The 18,991-nt window shown below is 55.7% G+C and carries 14 protein-coding genes, 2 tRNA genes, 3 rRNA genes and 1 riboswitch; of the genes, 9 read left to right on the forward strand and 10 right to left on the reverse strand.

Going from position 1 to position 18,991, the window contains the following annotated elements:
- Positions 1-106 precede the first annotated feature (106 nt).
- The 7 genes from rrf to GBK02_RS13015 form a co-directional block, all read right to left on the reverse strand.
- Positions 107-219: ribosomal RNA gene (gene rrf, locus GBK02_RS12985) — 5S ribosomal RNA — on the reverse strand.
- Between the two features lie 96 nt (positions 220-315).
- Positions 316-3,193: ribosomal RNA gene (locus GBK02_RS12990) — 23S ribosomal RNA — on the reverse strand.
- Between the two features lie 208 nt (positions 3,194-3,401).
- Positions 3,402-3,477 (reverse strand) — tRNA-Ala (locus tag GBK02_RS12995).
- 12 nt (positions 3,478-3,489) lie between these two features.
- Positions 3,490-3,566: transfer RNA gene (locus GBK02_RS13000), tRNA-Ile, on the reverse strand.
- Positions 3,567-3,626: 60 nt separating this feature from the next.
- Positions 3,627-5,164 (reverse strand): 16S ribosomal RNA (locus tag GBK02_RS13005).
- The 16S, 23S and 5S rRNA genes sit together here with 2 tRNA genes alongside, the layout of an rRNA operon.
- 378 nt (positions 5,165-5,542) lie before the next feature.
- Positions 5,543-6,100, reverse strand: a complete 558-nt coding sequence (gene greB / locus GBK02_RS13010; RefSeq protein WP_203467065.1) for a transcription elongation factor GreB — start codon at positions 6,098-6,100, stop codon at positions 5,543-5,545.
- Positions 6,100-6,408: a hypothetical protein gene (locus GBK02_RS13015; protein WP_203467066.1), complete on the reverse strand. Its 309-nt coding sequence runs from the start codon at positions 6,406-6,408 to the stop codon at positions 6,100-6,102. The genes greB and GBK02_RS13015 overlap by 1 nt, the downstream gene beginning before the upstream one ends.
- 68 nt (positions 6,409-6,476) lie before the next feature.
- Here GBK02_RS13015 and GBK02_RS13020 point away from each other — a divergent pair, with 68 nt between their 5' ends.
- Positions 6,477-6,698, forward strand: coding sequence for a YdcH family protein (locus tag GBK02_RS13020; protein ID WP_203467067.1), 222 nt, complete (start codon positions 6,477-6,479; stop codon positions 6,696-6,698).
- 150 nt (positions 6,699-6,848) lie between these two features.
- Here the strand turns inward: GBK02_RS13020 and GBK02_RS13025 are convergent, their stop codons facing one another.
- Both GBK02_RS13025 and GBK02_RS13030 read right to left on the reverse strand, forming a co-directional pair.
- Positions 6,849-7,856 (reverse strand): inorganic phosphate transporter, encoded by a 1,008-nt coding sequence (locus GBK02_RS13025; RefSeq protein ID WP_203467068.1) that lies wholly within the window; start codon positions 7,854-7,856, stop codon positions 6,849-6,851.
- A 14-nt stretch (positions 7,857-7,870) separates the two neighbouring features.
- A complete protein-coding gene (locus GBK02_RS13030; protein ID WP_203467069.1) occupies positions 7,871-8,509 on the reverse strand; it encodes a DUF47 domain-containing protein in 639 nt (212 codons plus the stop codon).
- A gap of 105 nt (positions 8,510-8,614) precedes the next feature.
- On the opposite strand from GBK02_RS13030, the gene GBK02_RS13035 reads away from it, so the two are divergent.
- The 3 genes from GBK02_RS13035 to GBK02_RS13045 are packed head-to-tail and all read left to right on the forward strand — an operon-like array spanning position 8,615 to position 10,815.
- Positions 8,615-8,947, forward strand: coding sequence for a hypothetical protein (locus tag GBK02_RS13035; protein ID WP_203467070.1), 333 nt, complete (start codon positions 8,615-8,617; stop codon positions 8,945-8,947).
- A gap of 36 nt (positions 8,948-8,983) precedes the next feature.
- Positions 8,984-10,021 (forward strand): aldo/keto reductase, encoded by a 1,038-nt coding sequence (locus tag GBK02_RS13040; protein WP_371810517.1) that lies wholly within the window; start codon positions 8,984-8,986, stop codon positions 10,019-10,021.
- Positions 10,018-10,815: a ferritin-like domain-containing protein gene (locus GBK02_RS13045; RefSeq protein WP_203467072.1), complete on the forward strand. Its 798-nt coding sequence runs from the start codon at positions 10,018-10,020 to the stop codon at positions 10,813-10,815. The genes GBK02_RS13040 and GBK02_RS13045 overlap by 4 nt, the downstream gene beginning before the upstream one ends.
- Here GBK02_RS13045 and GBK02_RS13050 read toward each other — a convergent pair.
- On the reverse strand, positions 10,812-13,691 hold the full coding sequence (locus GBK02_RS13050; protein WP_203467073.1) for a response regulator: 2,880 nt from the start codon (positions 13,689-13,691) through the stop codon (positions 10,812-10,814). The two genes, GBK02_RS13045 and GBK02_RS13050, sit on opposite strands and share 4 nt — an antisense overlap.
- 371 nt (positions 13,692-14,062) lie before the next feature.
- Here GBK02_RS13050 and GBK02_RS13055 point away from each other — a divergent pair, with 371 nt between their 5' ends.
- From GBK02_RS13055 to GBK02_RS13075, 5 genes are all read left to right on the forward strand, one after another.
- Complete coding sequence (locus GBK02_RS13055) at positions 14,063-15,877, forward strand: DEAD/DEAH box helicase (RefSeq protein WP_203467074.1); 1,815 nt, start codon at positions 14,063-14,065, stop codon at positions 15,875-15,877.
- Positions 15,878-15,995: 118 nt separating this feature from the next.
- Positions 15,996-16,209, forward strand: a riboswitch (cobalamin riboswitch).
- A 124-nt stretch (positions 16,210-16,333) separates the two neighbouring features.
- On the forward strand, positions 16,334-17,011 hold the full coding sequence (locus GBK02_RS13060; protein ID WP_203467075.1) for an energy-coupling factor ABC transporter permease: 678 nt from the start codon (positions 16,334-16,336) through the stop codon (positions 17,009-17,011).
- Positions 17,008-17,358: an energy-coupling factor ABC transporter substrate-binding protein gene (locus GBK02_RS13065; protein WP_203467076.1), complete on the forward strand. Its 351-nt coding sequence runs from the start codon at positions 17,008-17,010 to the stop codon at positions 17,356-17,358. The genes GBK02_RS13060 and GBK02_RS13065 overlap by 4 nt, the downstream gene beginning before the upstream one ends.
- A complete protein-coding gene (gene cbiQ, locus GBK02_RS13070; RefSeq protein WP_203467077.1) occupies positions 17,348-18,091 on the forward strand; it encodes a cobalt ECF transporter T component CbiQ in 744 nt (247 codons plus the stop codon). The genes GBK02_RS13065 and cbiQ overlap by 11 nt, the downstream gene beginning before the upstream one ends.
- On the forward strand, positions 18,091-18,966 hold the full coding sequence (locus tag GBK02_RS13075) for an energy-coupling factor ABC transporter ATP-binding protein (RefSeq protein ID WP_203467078.1): 876 nt from the start codon (positions 18,091-18,093) through the stop codon (positions 18,964-18,966). The genes cbiQ and GBK02_RS13075 overlap by 1 nt, the downstream gene beginning before the upstream one ends.
- Positions 18,967-18,991 lie beyond the last annotated feature (25 nt).

An 18,991-nucleotide genomic window follows, 5' to 3' on the forward strand; every position in this document is an offset into this window, starting at 1 on the left:
CAAACTCGGAGAATTTGAATCTACTTTCTCTCAATCAGATTTTGATTATTGGTAGCATTAAAGCATAAAGCCCTCGTTACGTTGGTAACGAGGGCTTTGAATGGGAGCCTGGCGGTGACCTACTTTCGCGAGCGGAAGCTCACTATCATCGGCGCGATTCTGTTTCACGGTCCTGTTCGGGAAGGGAAGGGGTGGGTCCAGAAGGCTATTGCCGCCAAGCGTAACTTGTGTGCTTGTCGCTGATTAGCGCCAAGCCAAATTGGGAGGAAGGTTGTTTTGTTGTGACTGCGGATTTGCTTGTATAAACAAGGTTATAGGATCAAGCCTTACGGGCAATTAGTATCAGTTAGCTTAACGCATTACTGCGCTTCCACACCTGACCTATCAACGTCGTGGTCTTCGACGACCCTTCAAGGAGTTCAAGACTCCGGGAAATCTTATCTTAAGGCGAGTTTCACGCTTAGATGCTTTCAGCGTTTATCTCTTCCGAACATAGCTACCCGGCGATACGACTGGCGTCATAACCGGTACACCAGAGGTTCGTCCACTCCGGTCCTCTCGTACTAGGAGCAGCCCCCTTCAAATTTCCAGCGCCCACGGCAGATAGGGACCAAACTGTCTCACGACGTTTTAAACCCAGCTCACGTACCACTTTAAATGGCGAACAGCCATACCCTTGGGACCGGCTACAGCCCCAGGATGTGATGAGCCGACATCGAGGTGCCAAACACCGCCGTCGATATGAACTCTTGGGCGGTATCAGCCTGTTATCCCCAGAGTACCTTTTATCCGTTGAGCGATGGCCCTTCCATACAGAACCACCGGATCACTATGACCTGCTTTCGCACCTGCTCGACTTGTGGGTCTCGCAGTCAAGCACGCTTTTGCCATTGCACTTTATGGGCGATGTCCGACCGCCCTAAGCGTACCTTCGTACTCCTCCGTTACCTTTTGGGAGGAGACCGCCCCAGTCAAACTGCCCACCATGCACGGTCCCCGATCCGGATTCACGGATCAAGGTTAGAACCTCAAACAAACCAGGGTGGTATTTCAAGGTCGGCTCCACCGAGACTAGCGTCCCGGTTTCACAGCCTCCCACCTATCCTACACAGACCGGTTCAAAGTCCAATGCAAAGCTACAGTAAAGGTTCATGGGGTCTTTCCGTCTTGCCGCGGGGAGATTGCATCTTCACAAACATTTCAACTTCGCTGAGTCTCAGGAGGAGACAGTGTGGCCATCGTTACGCCATTCGTGCAGGTCGGAACTTACCCGACAAGGAATTTCGCTACCTTAGGACCGTTATAGTTACGGCCGCCGTTTACCGGGGCTTCGATCAAGAGCTTGCACCCCATCAATTAACCTTCCGGCACCGGGCAGGCGTCACACCCTATACGTCCACTTTCGTGTTTGCAGAGTGCTGTGTTTTTATTAAACAGTCGCAGCCACCATTTCACTGCAACCCCATCGGGCTTTCGGCGCGAGGCCTTATACCCTACCGGGGCACACCTTCTCCCGAAGTTACGGTGTTAATTTGCCGAGTTCCTTCTCCTGAGTTCTCTCAAGCGCCTTAGAATTTTCATCCTGCCCACCTGTGTCGGTTTGCGGTACGGTCAATTCTAGACTGAAGCTTAGTGGCTTTTCCTGGAAGCTTGGTATCAATCACTTCAGTGCCGTAGCACCTCGTCGTCACGCCTCAGATAATTCCCGCGGATTTGCCTACGGGACACTCCTACACGCTTAAACCACCTATTCCAACAGATGGCTGACCTAACCTTCTCCGTCCCCACATCGCATCTAGAATCGGTACAGGAATATTGACCTGTTTCCCATCGACTACGCATTTCTGCCTCGCCTTAGGGGCCGACTCACCCTACGCCGATGAACGTTGCGTAGGAAACCTTGGGCTTTCGGCGAGGGAGCTTTTCACTCCCTTTATCGCTACTCATGTCAGCATTCGCACTTCTGATATCTCCAGCAACCTTCTCAAGTCACCTTCACAGACCTACAGAACGCTCCCCTACCATATCTTTCGATATCCGCAGCTTCGGTGCATGGTTTGAGCCCCGTTACATCTTCCGCGCAGGACGACTCGACTAGTGAGCTATTACGCTTTCTTTAAAGGATGGCTGCTTCTAAGCCAACCTCCTAGCTGTCTATGCCTTCCCACTTCGTTTCCCACTTAACCATGTCTTGGGACCTTAGCTGGCGGTCTGGGTTGTTTCCCTCTTGACAATGGACGTTAGCACCCACTGTCTGTCTGCCTTGCTCGCACTTTACGGTATTCAGAGTTTGCCATGGTTTGGTAAGTCGCGATGACCCCCTAGCCATAACAGTGCTTTACCCCCGTAAGTGATACAAGACGCACTACCTAAATAGTTTTCGGGGAGAACCAGCTATTTCCGGATTTGTTTAGCCTTTCACCCCTATCCACAGCTCATCCCCTAACTTTTCAACGTTAGTGGGTTCGGACCTCCAGTACCTGTTACGGCACCTTCATCCTGGCCATGGATAGATCATCCGGTTTCGGGTCTACGCCGTGCTACTAAACGCCCTTATCAGACTCGCTTTCGCTACGCCTCCCCTATTCGGTTAAGCTCGCAACACAACGTAAGTCGCTGACCCATTATACAAAAGGTACGCAGTCACCCCACAAGGAGGCTCCCACTGTTTGTATGCATGCGGTTTCAGGTTCTATTTCACTCCCCTCCCGGGGTTCTTTTCGCCTTTCCCTCACGGTACTGGTTCACTATCGGTCGATCACGAGTATTTAGCCTTGGAGGATGGTCCCCCCATGTTCAGACAAGGTTTCACGTGCCCCGCCCTACTTTTCGCTAACTTAGTACCACGGATCTGTTTTCGAATACGGGGCTATCACCCACTACGGCCGGACTTTCCATTCCGTTCTTCTAACAGTTCCGCTATCACTAGCAGGCTCTTCCCCGTTCGCTCGCCACTACTAGGGGAATCTCGGTTGATTTCTTTTCCTCCGGCTACTTAGATGTTTCAGTTCACCGGGTTCGCTTCAATATCCTATGTATTCAGATAAAGATGACCATTGCTGGCCGGGTTTCCCCATTCGGATATCGGGGATCAAAGCTTCATTGCCAGCTCCCCCCGCTTTTCGCAGGCTTGCACGTCCTTCATCGCCTGTGATCGCCAAGGCATCCACCACATGCACTTAGTCGCTTGATCCTATAACCTTGTCCTCTCTCGCGAGAGCGGCTACAGGCAAATCTTTGTGCGACCGTTATCCCGACTAAGAAATAACGATCGATGCAATCACAACGTACTGCCAATGCCTCATCAGCATCAGCAATACAACCTTCTTCCAATTTGTTAAAGAGCGTGGCATTTCGTTTCCAAAAGCCAAAGATAAACACCCATGCTTATCTTTAGGTTTTGGTGGAGGATAACGGGATCGAACCGTTGACCCCCTGCTTGCAAAGCAGGTGCTCTCCCAGCTGAGCTAATCCCCCGTGTTTAGACGTTGGTGGGTCTGGTTGGAATCGAACCAACGACCCCCGCCTTATCAAGACGGTGCTCTAACCGACTGAGCTACAGACCCTCGTCTGTTGCCACTACTGAACAACCGATAGGTTGTGGGTGCCAGAGATGCTTTCTCTAGAAAGGAGGTGATCCAGCCGCAGGTTCCCCTACGGCTACCTTGTTACGACTTCACCCCAGTCACGAACCCCGCCGTGGTAAGCGCCCCCCTTGCGGTTAGGCTACCTACTTCTGGCGGAACCCGCTCCCATGGTGTGACGGGCGGTGTGTACAAGACCCGGGAACGTATTCACCGCGACATGCTGATCCGCGATTACTAGCGATTCCGACTTCACGCAGGCGAGTTGCAGCCTACGATCCGGACTACGATCGGCTTTCTGGGATTGGCTCCACCTCGCGGCTTGGCAACCCTCTGTACCGACCATTGTATGACGTGTGAAGCCCTACCCATAAGGGCCATGAGGACTTGACGTCATCCCCACCTTCCTCCGGTTTGTCACCGGCAGTCTCGTTAAAGTGCCCAACTAAATGATGGCAATTAACGACAAGGGTTGCGCTCGTTGCGGGACTTAACCCAACATCTCACGACACGAGCTGACGACAGCCATGCAGCACCTGTGTTCCAGCTCCCTTTCGGGCACTCCCAAATCTCTTCGGGATTCTGAACATGTCAAGGGTAGGTAAGGTTTTTCGCGTTGCATCGAATTAATCCACATCATCCACCGCTTGTGCGGGTCCCCGTCAATTCCTTTGAGTTTTAACCTTGCGGCCGTACTCCCCAGGCGGTCAACTTCACGCGTTAGCTCCGGTACTAAATGGTTTTACCCACCCAACACCTAGTTGACATCGTTTAGGGCGTGGACTACCAGGGTATCTAATCCTGTTTGCTCCCCACGCTTTCGTGCATGAGCGTCAGTATCGACCCAGGGGGCTGCCTTCGCCATTGGTGTTCCTCCACATCTCTACGCATTTCACTGCTACACGTGGAATTCCACCCCCCTCTGCCGTACTCTAGCCTTCCAGTCACAAGCGCAGTTCCCAGGTTGAGCCCGGGGATTTCACGCCTGTCTTAAAAAACCGCCTGCGCACGCTTTACGCCCAGTAATTCCGATTAACGCTCGCACCCTACGTATTACCGCGGCTGCTGGCACGTAGTTAGCCGGTGCTTCTTATTCCGGTACCATCATCCACACAGGGTATTAGCCCATGCGATTTTTTCCCGGCCGAAAGAGCTTTACAACCCGAAGGCCTTCTTCACTCACGCGGCATGGCTGGATCAGGGTTGCCCCCATTGTCCAAAATTCCCCACTGCTGCCTCCCGTAGGAGTCTGGACCGTGTCTCAGTTCCAGTGTGGCGGATCATCCTCTCAGACCCGCTACAGATCGTCGCCTTGGTGAGCCTTTACCTCACCAACTAGCTAATCTGATATCAGCCGCTCAATCAGCGCAAGGCCCGAAGGTCCCCTGCTTTCCTGCTCACAGAATATGCGGTATTAGCGTAACTTTCGCTACGTTATCCCCCACTGAAAGGTACGTTCCGATACATTACTCACCCGTTCGCCACTCGTCAGCGGAGCAAGCTCCCTGTTACCGTTCGACTTGCATGTGTAAGGCATGCCGCCAGCGTTCAATCTGAGCCAGGATCAAACTCTTCAGTTCAATCCAAAACACTCGCAATTCACTGACGGTAGAATTTTTACTTCTACCTCGATGGATCTCTCCATCCGTGTGATTGCCTTAATACTTTTTTGCGACTTGCGTCGCTTCGCATCAAGGCACCCACACCTATCGGTTGTTCAAATTTTTAAAGATCGCTACCGCGCCGTTTCTTTCGATTCGTCTGCAGCAGAGAAGCGAGATTATGAAGCACTTCCTACATCTCGTCAAGCACTTTCTCACTTCTTTTTTCCTACCAACTTCTTCTTCCCTTCCGCCGGAAACCCCGGCAGCAGCGAAGAGGGCGAATTATATACACACTAAAATCGCAGTCAACTACTTTGTGCAAAATCGGGGAAACAAATAAAAAAGCAGAGTCATTCAGTCAATCTCGAGGTACTGCACCTCAACAATATCTATTTCACGAACGCCATGAGGGCTCTGGAATCTTACCGAATCACCTTCCCTTGCCTTGAGCAATGCTCGCGCCAATGGCGATATCCAACTAATACGCCCTCTGGCAACATCAACCTCATCAACCCCTACAATGGTGTAGGTGTTTTCATCGCCATGTTCGCTGGAAACCGTAACCTTGGCGCCGAAAAAAATCTGGTCATTGCTTCCCTGGCGAAGCGGATCAACAATTTCTGCAATTTCGAGGCGCTTCGTCAAGAAACGTATTCGCCGATCAATTTCGCGTAACCGTCGCTTGCCATATATATAGTCACCATTCTCAGAACGATCACCATTTGAAGCTGCCCAAGCGACGATCTCGACCACATGTGGTCGCTCACGCTTTACGAGACCTTCCAACTCAGCCTTTAAACGCTCATGACCGGATGGAGTTATGTAGTTACGTGTCCCCGAGGGAAGAACCAGCGACTTCGGAAGCTCTTCATCCTCGTCGCTCTCCGTCTCTCTGACAAACGCCTTGTTCATCAGTACCCGATACTGTAGTGCTCGACATCAACACGAATCAATTCTCGCCCCAGTATTGACCCCGTACACTTGGCAAACGATTCAGCCCATCCACCACCCTCACGAAACGCAGTCTCCCCTGCATACTTGGCAACGCTCAAAATACGATCAACTGCCAGGATTTTCCCGGTTGGCGTCGCTACGTCACATTCGAGAACCGTGAATTCATGATCAAACCATTTGCGAGCCTCATCAGCCGGCATTCCGCCTGTCAGCTTGAAATCAAATTCCTTGTCTTTGCCAAAAGACACGATTACGTGGTGTTGCATTTTGCTCTCCTCCTTTGAATTGTTCAGGTTATTCTAACAAAACATCGTCAGTGCCTCAGGAGTTCGAGATGTCACTTCAACCACCCAGCGAAGAAGCTGCAAACTTGCTTCGAGTTCAGCTAAGTGAACGCCAGATAGAACATCGCGACCTAGACCTTGTAATCACCCACCTTAGCGAAAACCCGCCTCCGGATGATTTGTTGATCAGGCGACTCAAAAAAAGAAAATTGGGATTGAAAGACAAGATCATGCAACTGGAGCAGTTGCTTACGCCGGACATTCCAGCTTAGACCCAGCCTTAAGCGCACACGAACTTTCAGTACGCATTGCCGAATCGGCAACGGCAACCCTCGGGGAGAGGGAGGACTACAGAAACCACTCCTGCCAAAAGAACCGGCAGGAGCAGAAAGAACAAAATGACAACTGCGAGCGACTGAAGCCTAAAGGATCAGGCGACCAAGATACCAAGCTACTGCAGCCATACCGGCACTACATGGAATGGTCAGAATCCAAGCCCAGACGATTCCACCGGCAACCCCCCAGCGGACACGCCGGGCACCCCGAGTAGACCCCACCCCGGCAATAGCACCGGTAATGGTATGCGTCGTTGATACAGGAACACCCAGGGCAGTTGCCATGAAAAGCGTAATGGCTCCACCACTATTGGCACAAAAACCTCGGGCCTGATTCAATTTGGTGATGCGATTGCCCATCGTCTTGACGATCCGCCAACCACCAAACATCGTCCCCAGACCCATTGCCGTATAGCAGGAAAAAACAACCCAGCCCGGAATCGGTTCATTGGACTGGGACATGCCGGCTGCAATCAAGAGCATCCAGATGATCCCCACAGTTTTCTGCGCATCGTTACCGCCATGCCCCAAGCTGTAGGCTGCAGCAGACAAAAGCTGAAAACGGCGAAAATACTTATCGACCTTGCGCGGCGCCATATTCCGGCAAATCCACGAAACGACGACCATCAACGCCCCACCAATAAAGAAACCGAGCAGCGGAGCGACAAAAATAAAGGCTATGATTTTAAGGACACCCGCCGAAATCAAACCTGCAAACCCGGCTTTGGCTACTGCTGCCCCGACCAGCCCGCCAACCAACGCGTGCGATGACGATGACGGTATTCCGTAGTACCAAGTGATGATATTCCAGATAATGGCACCAATCAGGGCACCGAAGATGACGTAGTGATCGACGATGCTGGGATCAATGGTGCCCTTGCCGATGGTACTGGCAACCTTCAACTGGAACATGAAGTAGGCCAGAAAATTGAATGCCGCAGCCCAGATAACAGCCTGATGGGGCTTCAGGACGCGGGTTGAAACAATGGTAGCAATTGAATTTGCTGCATCATGAAACCCATTCATGAAGTCAAACAGCAAAGCGACAATCACCAGGGTAACAACGACCCCGAGGCTGATATGTATGGAATCCATGCCGAGCTACCCGCTCAGGAATTTTCGAGAACGATGGCTTCGACAGTACCGGCCACGTCTTTGCACCGATCACTGACAGACTCGAGCAATTCGTAAATTTCCTTGAGCTTGACCACTTGGCGAACATCGGGCTCTTCACGGAAGAGCTTGGACATGGCTTCACGCAATATACGATCCGCATCAGACTCAAGTTCGGCAATTTCGTGACAGAACTTGAGAATCTGGGGTGCGTTATCCATGCTGTGCAGCAGCTTGACCAAAGACTGGACCCGTGCACAACAGGCCTCTGTCACGTCAGCCAGCGCTTTGGCCTCCGGCGGAACGCGCTGAATGTCGTACAGGGTCATTGATTCGGCGACATCCTGAATGATGTCGAGAATGTCATCCATGCTGTTGATCAGCTGATGAATTTCATCACGGTCAAACGGCGTGATGAATGAAGTGTGCAGTTGCGCCAGTGTGCTGTGCGTAATTTCGTCTGCCTTGCGTTCCAGCACATCGATCTCTTCGGCATGAACCGCCGCCTTCCCCGGCTCATCCACCAATGCGCCAATCAAACCGGAAAGCGCCTTGCCTCCCTCCACGATGAGATCTGCGTGGGAATTGAAAAGATCGAAATACTTGCCCTCTTTGGGCATCAGCCGTCCGAACATGACAGTCCTGTTGAGTAATTATTACAGCGCAAAATTCTACCACGTCGGACCGAATCACCTTAGCCTAACTCGGGTTTGCAAGAGATCTTCCCGTTAAAATACGTCATGCCCAACACAATCATGCCTCCGGATGCATTTGGCGACAGTTTCGACCTGGCTGCACTCCCTCTGCCTCGCTCGGCTTCTGGCTACGCGGTTCAAAAGCTGGATACGGATACCTTGCTCGACCAAACCAGCGGCAATTTTTTATCCGTCCGCTCAACCAGCCTGCAAGGGCTGTACCTCAGCTTCGACGAGGCTCACAAGGCAGCCAGCGAATGGGTGCACAACCACGGCATGATCAATGAAGAACACAATCTGGCCATCGTACCAGCCAGTTTCGATCCGCTTTTAAAGCGCCACGTGCTGATTTATGGCGTTCTCTGCGGTCAACCCTGAATTTCTGGCATTTTTCGGAGACATGGAATGAATTCAATCAAACAACGCCTTCTAGGCAAAAAAGGTTTCAGCGTGCCGGACATTTGCCTGGGAACCATGACTTTTGGTGAGCAGACTTCCGAGTCCGATGCCCATGCGCAACTCGATTTTGCGCTGAACGCGGGCGTCAACTTCATCGATACAGCCGAGATGTATGCCGTCCCGCCGCGCGCCGAAACCTGCGGCGCATCGGAAAGCATCGTTGGCCGATGGTTGAGCCGGCAATCGCGCGACAAAGTGATCGTTGCCACCAAGGTCGCCGGCCCTGCCCGCAGCCTGCAGTGGATACGCAGCGGCCCGCCGGCACTTGACCGGGCCAATATTCGTGCGGCAGTCGAAGGATCGTTGAGCCGCCTGCAGACAGACTATATCGACCTTTACCAACTGCACTGGCCGGAGCGCAATCAACCGATGTTCGGCCAATGGCAATTCAACCCGGACGCCGAACGCGAATGCACGCCGATCCGCACACAACTTGAAGCACTGGCCGAACTGGTCCGGGAAGGCAAAGTCCGTCAAATCGGACTCTCGAACGAACACCCCTGGGGCATCATGCAATTTACCCGGCTGGCCGATGAGCTGGGCCTGCCTCACGTCGTCTCAACCCAAAATGCCTACCACTTGCTCAATCGCACCTTTGAAACCGGATTGGCCGAAGTCTGCCATCGCGAGCAAGTCGGCCTGCTCGCCTATTCAGCCCTCGCCTTCGGCCACCTGACCGGAAAATATCTGGAAAATCCGGCGGCACCAGGCCGCCTGACCCAGTGGCCCAGCTTCGGGCAGCGCTACACCAAACCGAATGTCGCGCCCGCAGTCAGCGCCTATGTCGCCCTTGCCCGTCGCCACAACATGACCCCGACCCAGCTGGCGCTGGGCTTTGTTCGCTCGCGCTGGTTTGTCAGCAGCACGATCATTGGTGCGTCATCCCTGTCACAACTCCAGGAAACACTACCCGCCACGCACACGATCATGTCGCCGGAAATCATTGCCGAAATCGACAACATTCACCTGCAATACACCAATCCCGCCCCATGAAAAAATCGCTCTTTGCGGCACTGGCCGAAGCACTTGCCTGCACAGAAATCAGTTCAAAACTGAGGTTGACCGCAGCACTTGCTGCCGATTGGCAGGCTGAGAAACTCGACTGGCAAAACCAACCGGCCGTGGCACTTGCTTGCGGCATTCCCGCAAAACCTGAGCTGATCCCGCCCAAAGAAGTGCCGACACGCAATATCTCGACCCCGGAAGGGCGGGCCAGGCTGCTGCATGCAATTGTCCACATCGAATTTTCCGCCATCAACCTGGCCCTCGATCACGCCGCCCGCTTCCGTGACATGCCACGCCAGTACTACGCTGACTGGGTCGGTGTCGCAGCGGAGGAAGCCTATCATTTCACCATCCTGCGCGAACGTCTGCTGACGCTAGGCTACGACTACGGTGACTTTCCAGCGCATGCCGGCCTGTGGCAGATGGCTGAAAAAACCAACCATGACGTCCTGGCTCGCATGGCGCTGGTTCCACGCCTGCTCGAAGCACGTGGCCTGGATGCCACGCCACCGATCCAGCGCAAACTGGAACAATGCGGCGACCATGAAAGTGTGCGCCTGCTCGACATCATCCTGCACGATGAAATCGGCCATGTCGGCCTGGGCGACCGCTGGTTCCGGGAGTTATGCACAGCGCGGCAACTGGAACCGGAAAGCACCTATCGCCAATTACTCAGCGACTTCAAGGCGCCGCGTCCATCTGCCCCGCTGAATGAAAGCGCCAGACTGGCCGCCGGATTCTCGGCCAGCGAACTGGCCGAACTTCGCCCCGTACGCCCTTAACGCTCAGGCAACCACGTCAGCAAGGCAGCAAAAAGCAGATCAGGATCCACCGGCTTGGCGACATGCGCATCCATCCCGGCTGCCAGGCAAACAGCGATATCTTCCTCGAAGGCATTCGCGGTCAACGCCAGAATCGGGACTGATTTGTAACCGGGCAAAAGACGAATCTGGCGCGTTGCCTCCAAACCGTCCATGACAGGCATTTGGACGTCCATCAAAATCAGGTCGTAACGTCCGGAAGCGGCCTTGGCCAAGGCCTCCGCACCATTCTCGGCAACATCGAATTCGATTTCGACCGTGGAAAGCAGCTCCATGGCCACCTCCCGATTGATTTCGTTGTCTTCGGCCAAAAGAATGCGCTGTCCGGCATGCCGTTCAATCAGCAAGCGCTCGACGGCCGCAGCCTCCATCGGTGCAGCAATCTGGCCGCGCCCGAGCAGACCGAGCAAGGTATCGTAAAGACTCGAAGAGGAAACCGGTTTGGCCAGCACGGCATGAAAACCGGCAGGTTCCCACAGGTCGCGCGTCAATTCATTATCGTAAGCCGTGATCAGCAGATGCATCGGGCGATGCCGCAAAGGCATCCGCGCCAACGCCTCAGCCGCCTCCAGGCCATCCATGCCGGGCATACGCCAGTCAAACAACACCAACTCAAAAGGATCGCCATCCCGATCGGCCACACCGATCAGCCCCAGACCGGCCTCGCCCCCTTCAGCCTGCTCGACACGCATTCCCTGGAGGCCCAGCATATCGGCCAGCACCTGACGCGCCACCGGGTGATCGTCCACAACCAGCACCCGACGATTTGCCAGCATGGAAAGCGGCGGCGTAGCCCGCGCGGTCGAACCATCCCGCCCAAGCTGCGCCGTAAACCAGAAGATGCTGCCGCGCCCCGTTTCGCTTTCAACACCGATCTGCCCGCCCATCAACTCTGCCAGGCGACGACTGATCGCCAACCCCAGACCTGTCCCGCCGTATTTGCGTGTCGTTGAACTATCCGCCTGCTCAAAGGCTGAAAACAAGCGTGGCAAGGCATCATGGGGAATGCCAACCCCCGTATCGCTCATTTCGAAGCGAACAAGCACCTGATTTCCACGGTCTTCAACAACCGACGAGCGGATGACAATTGCACCCTGCTCGGTGAACTTGAGGGCATTCGAAGCAAAATTGAGCAATATCTGCTTCAAGCGCAGGGCATCCCCCTGGAATGTTCCAACCATCTCGGGTGCTACATCGCGCACCAGTTCAACACCTTTTGCACAAGCGCGTTCAGCAGTCATGGCGCAAACAGAATCAAACACCTTGTCCATATCGAAGCTGCTGTGTTCCAGATGCAATTTGCCAGCCTCGATTTTTGAAATATCGAGGATGTCGTTAATCACCGACAACAAGTGCTGTGCCGCAGCATTTATCTTCTTGAGCCGGTCTACCTGGCGCTCATCACGAAGCTCTTTCTGCAACAGATGAGTCAGGCCAACGATCGCATTCATCGGCGTACGTATTTCATGGCTCATGTTGGCCAGGAACGAACTTTTCGCACGATTGGCTCTTTCTGCTTCATCCCGCGCCAAAGCCAGCGCCTGATTCGCATCGGCCAGATCCCGGGTGCGTTGCACGACCTTGCTGTCCAACGACTCGCCCCACTCCCGCAAATCCGCAGTCTGCTGGCCAATGGTGTCGAGCAAATGGTTAAATAGTTCGCCAAGACGCGCCAGTTCATCGTCACCCGGCATTGCACCGACGCGCACCTCCATCTGTCCCTGCCCGACCAGGCGCATGGTTGTTTCAAGGTGAGCAAGAGGGTGAACGATGCTGCGAACCAGGCGCCATGAAATCCAGGTAGCCAGACCGGAAGCAATCACCAAGGCCAGCAGGAAAATAGCCGTGGCTCGCCAGCGAAAATCTGAGAAAGGTGCCTCAGGAATGCCTACATACAGAATCCCGATCCGTTCACCGGCAAAATCGTGCACCGGCTCATAAGCCGTCATGGCCCACTGATCGACGACAAAAGCTCGACGAACCCAGGTCTCACCCCGCCCGAAAACAGCCTCGCTGACAACCTGGGAAGCGCGCGTACCAATTGCCCGTGCCCCGCCATCAAGCCGGACACTGGTCGCGATGCGCGTATCACCAAGAAACAGGGTTACCGCCCCATGGGCCCCCAGTTGCTTCAGCCAACCGGCCGAAACGATACCTGACAAATAATCGACAAAAGCATCATCCCGATTCAGCAACGTCCCGCCGACCACCAGACCGATCATTTGACCCGCTTCATCATGCATCGGCGCCGTGGCTACAACGAGCAGGCCACGGGTTTCGGCGCTGCGATCAGTCGGCGCAGCCATTGGCGTCGGGAGCAAATCGATTCTTGCCCGCTCCGGCAAGCTGGCAGACAAGCGAGCCAACAATGCACCAGGCAAAACTTCCAGACCAACCGTCGCCTGCGCAGGATTGCTCAGCGCCCGACGCACCACGCCGATGTCTGCGAATGGATTGGTTTCACCGTTTTTCTGGGCCGATGCAGCAATCCGTCCTTCACGATCAAGAATGGCCAGGAAATCGAAACCCACATTCTCCTGACGGGAGGCAAGGACATCGCTCAATGGCGTATCTTTTGACTCACCCCGCAAAAGACGGTTAATCCGTTTTGAATCAGCCAGGCTACGCGCCGACGCACTGGCTTCATTTTGAATGTGTTCGAGATGCGAGCGAGCCATCGACAAATCGCCAATGACTTTCTGGGTCAGCATCCGCTCGAAATATTCGTTGCCAATGACCAGAAAAATGCCGGCGACAACCGGCAAGACCAATACCGGCAACAGCGCCAGCGCCCAAAGACGCAGCTTCAGCTGACTGAAGCCAAAGCGGGCAGCCAATGATGATCCGACTTTTCCCAGCAAAACGATGCTCTCCCCTATGGCCCGAAAAGCCGCCCTAGCAAGCGCTTGGCGTCGAGCTTCATGTATCCGCAATAATGCGCCAGCGTATTGTAGTTGGCAAATATCGACCTTAGCAGTTTCCGGCCAGGCAAAAATGGAGTAAACTAATAATATCAATGCGTTGATCCATCGCCCGCAGGGCTCCCGAGCAGCTACCGCTTTACCCCTCGTTTGCAGTTCACTTTGCAGGTCTCACCATTGAATCGCCCCCTAGGCATAGCTGCGTCAGGGGAACTCAGGCCGCCCGACCATCGGGCATACGCGTCGCAAGCCAATAAAAGCAAGCAGCGACGTCGAAAGGAAACAGCATGACATCACCCGCTGAAAGCTTTGCCGATCTCGGCCTAAGCTCCACGCTACTCCAGACATTGACTGAAATCGGCTACGAAACACCGTCGCCCATTCAAGCTCAGTGCATTCCCATTCTGCTTGACGGCCATGACATCATCGGCATGGCCCAGACCGGCACCGGCAAGACCGCCGCCTTTGCGCTGCCGTTGATGGAACAGATCGACGTCAAGGTCGCCAAGCCGCAGGCCCTGATCCTGACGCCGACCCGCGAACTCGCCATCCAGGTTGCCGAAGCGCTGCAAAGCTACGCCAAGAACCTGCCCGGCTTCCATGTGCTGCCGATTTACGGCGGTCAAAGCTACACCATCCAGCTCAAGCAACTGTCGCGCGGCGCCCACGTCATCGTCGGCACGCCGGGTCGCGTCATGGACCACCTTGAGCGCAAGACGCTCAACCTGGACAACCTGAAGACCCTGGTGCTCGACGAAGCTGACGAAATGCTGCGCATGGGCTTCATCGACGACGTCGAGTGGATTCTCGAACGCACGCCGGAACAACACCAGACCGCTCTTTTCTCGGCGACCATGCCGGAACAAATTCGCCGCGTTGCCCAGAAATACCTGGTTGAACCGCGCGAAATCAAGATCAAGTCGGCCACCGCCACCGTTGCCGCCATCCGTCAGGTTTACTGGCAGGTTTCCGGCATGCACAAGCTGGACGCCCTGACCCGCATCCTCGAAGTCGAAGAAAACTTCGATGCAGCGATCATTTTCGTCCGCACCAAGACCGCCACCGTTGAACTGGCAGACAAGCTCAACGCCCGCGGTTACGCCGCTGCTGCGCTGAATGGCGACCTCAACCAGCAAATGCGCGAACGCGTCATCGAGCAGTTGAAGTCCGGCGCACTGGACATCGTCATCGCCACCGACGTGGCCGCCCGCGGCATCGACGTGCCGCGCGTCAGCCACGTTGTGAACTATGACATTCCGTACGACACCGAAGCCTACGTGCACCGTATCGGCCGTACCGGCCGCGCCGGTCGTACCGGCAACGCCATCCTCTTCGTCGCGCCGCGTGAAATTCGCATGCTGCGCACCATCGAGCGTGCCACCCGCCAGCCGATCGCCCCACTGACCCTGCCCAGCCGTGCCGACGTGACCAACAAGCGCGTCACCGACTTCAAGGCCAAGGTCGCCGAAGTGCTCAATGCTGAAGGCCTCGATTTCTTTGCCAACATCGTTTCGCAAATTGCCGAAGAACAAAATGTCAGCGCCGAAGAAGTTGCCGCCGCACTGGCCATGATGGCCCAGGAAGGCAAGCCACTGCAGATCGCCGGCGAAGACCCGCGTCCAGCCCCGGCTGCCGCCTACGACAACCGCGACAGCCGTGCCCGTCCGGGCAGCTTTGGCGAGCGTGATCGCAAGCCGCGCTTTGAGGGCAGCGACAAACCGCGTTTCGAAGATCGTGGCGAACGGCCCCGTTTCGAAGGCGGAGAGAAGCCACGCCGTGCCGCACCGGCAGGCGACGTTGTCCGTTACCGGATCGATGTGGGCCGGGAGCATGGCGTTCAGGTCAAGGATATCGTTGGCGCCATCGCCAATGAAGCCGGGATTGAAAGCCGCTTCATCGGTCGCATCGCGCTCTACGAAGAATCAAGCACGGTCGAACTGCCTGCTGGCATGCCTGGCGAAGCTGCCAACGCCCTGAAACGCACCCGCGTTCGTGGCGTCCCGATCAACCTGCGTCCGGACGAAGGACGCCAGGATGGCGGCGGCGAACGCAAGTTCGATGGTGATCGCAGCAAATTCAAGAAAAAGCCGGGCGCCTACTAAGCACGCCCCGCTTGAATTCAAAAGCCACGGCTCAAACCGTGGCTTTTTTATTGCCTGTAAATCGCCCGCCAACAGCAGAGCGGCAAAATTGCGCTATGCAATTGCAATCAGATCAGCCTATACTCGCGCCGTTTTAGGTGCCTTGCTCCACAGTCGTGGGGCGGGTGAAACGGGAAGCCGGTGACGTTCGAGCCAACAGCTCAACCATTCCGGCGCAGCCCCCGCTGCTGTAAGCCTGACGAATTTGCCCTACGCCACTGTGTTCGCACGGGAAGGTTGGCAAACTAGATTGAAGGCGAGCCAGAAGACCGGCCTAAATCAACTGCTGTACCAATCCCCGGGGTGATGGGAAAGGTTCTGTTGATTTGCGCAGGCATTGGCCAGCGATATTTCTTCCGATCTGCATTTCTCCCCCGTATTGGTGCTGTTTGCCATTTCTCGCTGTGGGAGAGAAGAATGCACATCATGGAGGGCTTTTTGCCTTTCGAGCACGCCATTGGCTGGAGCCTGGCGTCCGCACCCTTTATCGGCTGGGGCCTGCTGGCGCTCGGCAAGCGCATTCGCGACAAGCCCGAACAGCGCATGCTGATTGGGGTGGCCGCAGCCTTCGCCTTCGTGCTGTCGGCTCTTAAACTCCCCTCGCTTTCAGGCAGCAGCTCGCACCCGACAGGTACGGGACTGGGCGCGCTGCTTTTCGGCCCCGTCGCGATGGCACCGATTGGTACGGTTGTCCTGCTTTTTCAGGCATTGCTGCTGGCCCATGGCGGCTTGACGACACTCGGTGCCAATGTCTTCTCGATGGCAATCGTTGGCCCCTTGGTGGCCAGCATGACCTTTCGGATGATGCGCTGGCTGCATTGCTCATTCTCGGTCAGCGTATTTTGTGCTGCCGCCCTGGCCGATTTATTCACGTATCTGACCACTTCCGTCCAGCTGGCACTGGCATTCCCTGATTCGGTCAGCGGCTTTAGCGGCGCACTGGTCAAGTTTTCGAGCATCTTTGCCATCACCCAGATACCGCTGGCGATCAGCGAAGGGCTGCTCAGCATCGTGATTTTCAACGCCCTGGCACGCTTCAATCCGCAAGAGTTGCGTGACATGGCTGTTTTACCCGCAAAGCGGAGCGGCGCATGAAACGACATCGGAATGCACTGCTTTTGCTGATCGTTGTCTTGCTCGCAGCCTTGCCGCTCTGGCTGGTCAAAGCACCGGTGCCGACCGATGCAAGCCCGCCATCAGACATTTTCACGGGAACGGATGACAAGGCCAGAGCCTTGATCAGCCAGATATCGCCAGATTACAAGCCCTGGTTTACGCCGCTGCTGCAACCGGCCAGCAGCGAAATCGCATCACTGCTGTTTGCTTTGCAGGCAGCACTGGGTGCCGGCTTTATCGGCTACTACCTGGGCGTCTCGCTCAATCGCGAAAAGCAGCAGCGAATCAATCAGCAAAAATCAGGGAAGCAATCCGATGCTGATTGACCAAATGGCAGCGAACAATCGCTGGCGTCACATCTCACCGGCTGCAAAAAGCATTTTTTCGATTGGCGGCCTGATTGCGGTTTTTGCCGTTCGGCAGCCGTTGACCGCAGCAGGCATCACCCTGCTCCTGATCGCCACCAGCCTGCTCGGTCCCGGCATTGGCTGGCGCTCGTATGTCCGGGTGGCCGTCCCGGCTGCGCTGTTCCTGCTCCCCGGTTGCCTGTCGCTGGCGTTCTCGCTCGAAACGAACCCCGCCAGCAGCCTGCCCCACATCGTCCTGATACCTGAATCCAGCGGGCCAATCGTCGCGCTCGGCAATCGTTCGCTGGGGGCATTGGCCGCGCTGCTGTTCCTTATTTCCAGCACGCCACTCAACGATTTGCTGGGTCTGCTGCAACGCCTCAAGGCTCCGCCCCTGCTGCTCGACATCATGCTGCTCTGCCACCGCATGCTGTTCGTTTTTTCCGACGCATGCCAGAGCACGCACACAGCCCAGGCCGCGCGCCTCGGTTATGCCACCCCGGGAACCTCGCTGCGCTCGCTTGGCGAACTGGCTGCCAGCCTGAGCCTGCAAATCTGGCAACGCGCCCACGATCTTCATCTTGCCGCACAGGCACGCAACAACGATGGGCCGCTGCGCTTTATCGAAAAATCCTACGCCAACACCGGGCGCGACTGCCTGATCGCTGTGCTGGCCAGCAGCCTGCTGATACTCATGGCGGTCGCCTTGTGATGCCCGAACAAAACGACACCCTGCTCGAACTGGCCCAGGCCACCTATCGCTACCCGGATGGCAGCCGCGGCCTGGCGCAGTGCTCGCTGCGTATCCGGCGCGGCACACGCAACGTCCTGATCGGCGCCAATGGCGCCGGCAAAACGACCCTCTTCCAGCATGCCAACGGTTTGCTCAAACCCTCCTCCGGCGTCGTTCACTATGCCGGCAAGCCGGTCGAATACAGCCGCAGTGGCTTGCGCCATCTGCGCAGCCGGGTCGGGCTGGTATTCCAGGACCCGGACCGGCAATTATTCTCGTCCAGCGTTGCAGACGACGTTTCATTCGGCCCGCTCAATCTCGGCCTCAAGCTCGATGTCGTCGAACGGCGAGTCGCTGCCGCACTGGCCTTGGTCGACCTGACTGAACTGGCCGACAAAGCGGTACACAACCTCAGTTTCGGCCAGAAAAAGCGGGTCTGCATTGCCGGTGTTCTGGCCATGCAGCCCGAGTTGCTGATTCTCGACGAACCCATGGCCGGCCTCGATCCTGCCATGCAGAAAGAACTCGAAAAGACACTCAACAGCCTGCAGCAAAGTGGCATCACGCTGCTGCTGGCAACGCACGACATCGACTTTGCCTACCGCTGGGCCGAACACATCCATTTGATGGCCGACGGTCGCTGCATGGCATCGCTCGCCGCAAACGAACTCGCCAGCCAGGCAGACATGCTGGCGGCAGCCGGCCTGCCACTCCCTGAAACCATCGTGTTGCATCGCGGCCTGGTCGAACGCGGCATCCTGCCGAGTCAACCGCAACCGCGTTGCATCACCAGCCTGCTGGCCTTGCTGGCAGCCACTGACTCCACCAAGGAGAATTTATGCAAAACAAGCTGATTTTCGCGGTCGACCGCGCCGGGAG

Origin of the sequence: Dechloromonas sp. TW-R-39-2, assembly GCF_016864195.1 — a bacterium.
GTDB lineage: Bacteria > Pseudomonadota > Gammaproteobacteria > Burkholderiales > Rhodocyclaceae > Azonexus.

What these genes read in the sequence shown, in the direction of transcription:
- GBK02_RS13025 (WP_203467068.1), bottom strand. Translation starts at nt 7,856, where the DNA reads ATGGATTCCATACATATCAGCCTCGGGGTCGTTGTTACCCTGGTGATT.
- GBK02_RS13020 (WP_203467067.1), top strand. Translation starts at nt 6,477, where the DNA reads ATGTCACTTCAACCACCCAGCGAAGAAGCTGCAAACTTGCTTCGAGTT.
- GBK02_RS13035 (WP_203467070.1), top strand. Translation starts at nt 8,615, where the DNA reads ATGCCCAACACAATCATGCCTCCGGATGCATTTGGCGACAGTTTCGAC.
- GBK02_RS13055 (WP_203467074.1), top strand. Translation starts at nt 14,063, where the DNA reads ATGACATCACCCGCTGAAAGCTTTGCCGATCTCGGCCTAAGCTCCACG.
- GBK02_RS13060 (WP_203467075.1), top strand. Translation starts at nt 16,334, where the DNA reads ATGCACATCATGGAGGGCTTTTTGCCTTTCGAGCACGCCATTGGCTGG.
- greB (WP_203467065.1), bottom strand. Translation starts at nt 6,100, where the DNA reads ATGAACAAGGCGTTTGTCAGAGAGACGGAGAGCGACGAGGATGAAGAG.
- GBK02_RS13075 (WP_203467078.1), top strand. Translation starts at nt 18,091, where the DNA reads ATGCCCGAACAAAACGACACCCTGCTCGAACTGGCCCAGGCCACCTAT.
- GBK02_RS13030 (WP_203467069.1), bottom strand. Translation starts at nt 8,509, where the DNA reads ATGTTCGGACGGCTGATGCCCAAAGAGGGCAAGTATTTCGATCTTTTC.
- GBK02_RS13065 (WP_203467076.1), top strand. Translation starts at nt 17,008, where the DNA reads ATGAAACGACATCGGAATGCACTGCTTTTGCTGATCGTTGTCTTGCTC.
- GBK02_RS13015 (WP_203467066.1), bottom strand. Translation starts at nt 6,408, where the DNA reads ATGCAACACCACGTAATCGTGTCTTTTGGCAAAGACAAGGAATTTGAT.
- GBK02_RS13045 (WP_203467072.1), top strand. Translation starts at nt 10,018, where the DNA reads ATGAAAAAATCGCTCTTTGCGGCACTGGCCGAAGCACTTGCCTGCACA.
- cbiQ (WP_203467077.1), top strand. Translation starts at nt 17,348, where the DNA reads ATGCTGATTGACCAAATGGCAGCGAACAATCGCTGGCGTCACATCTCA.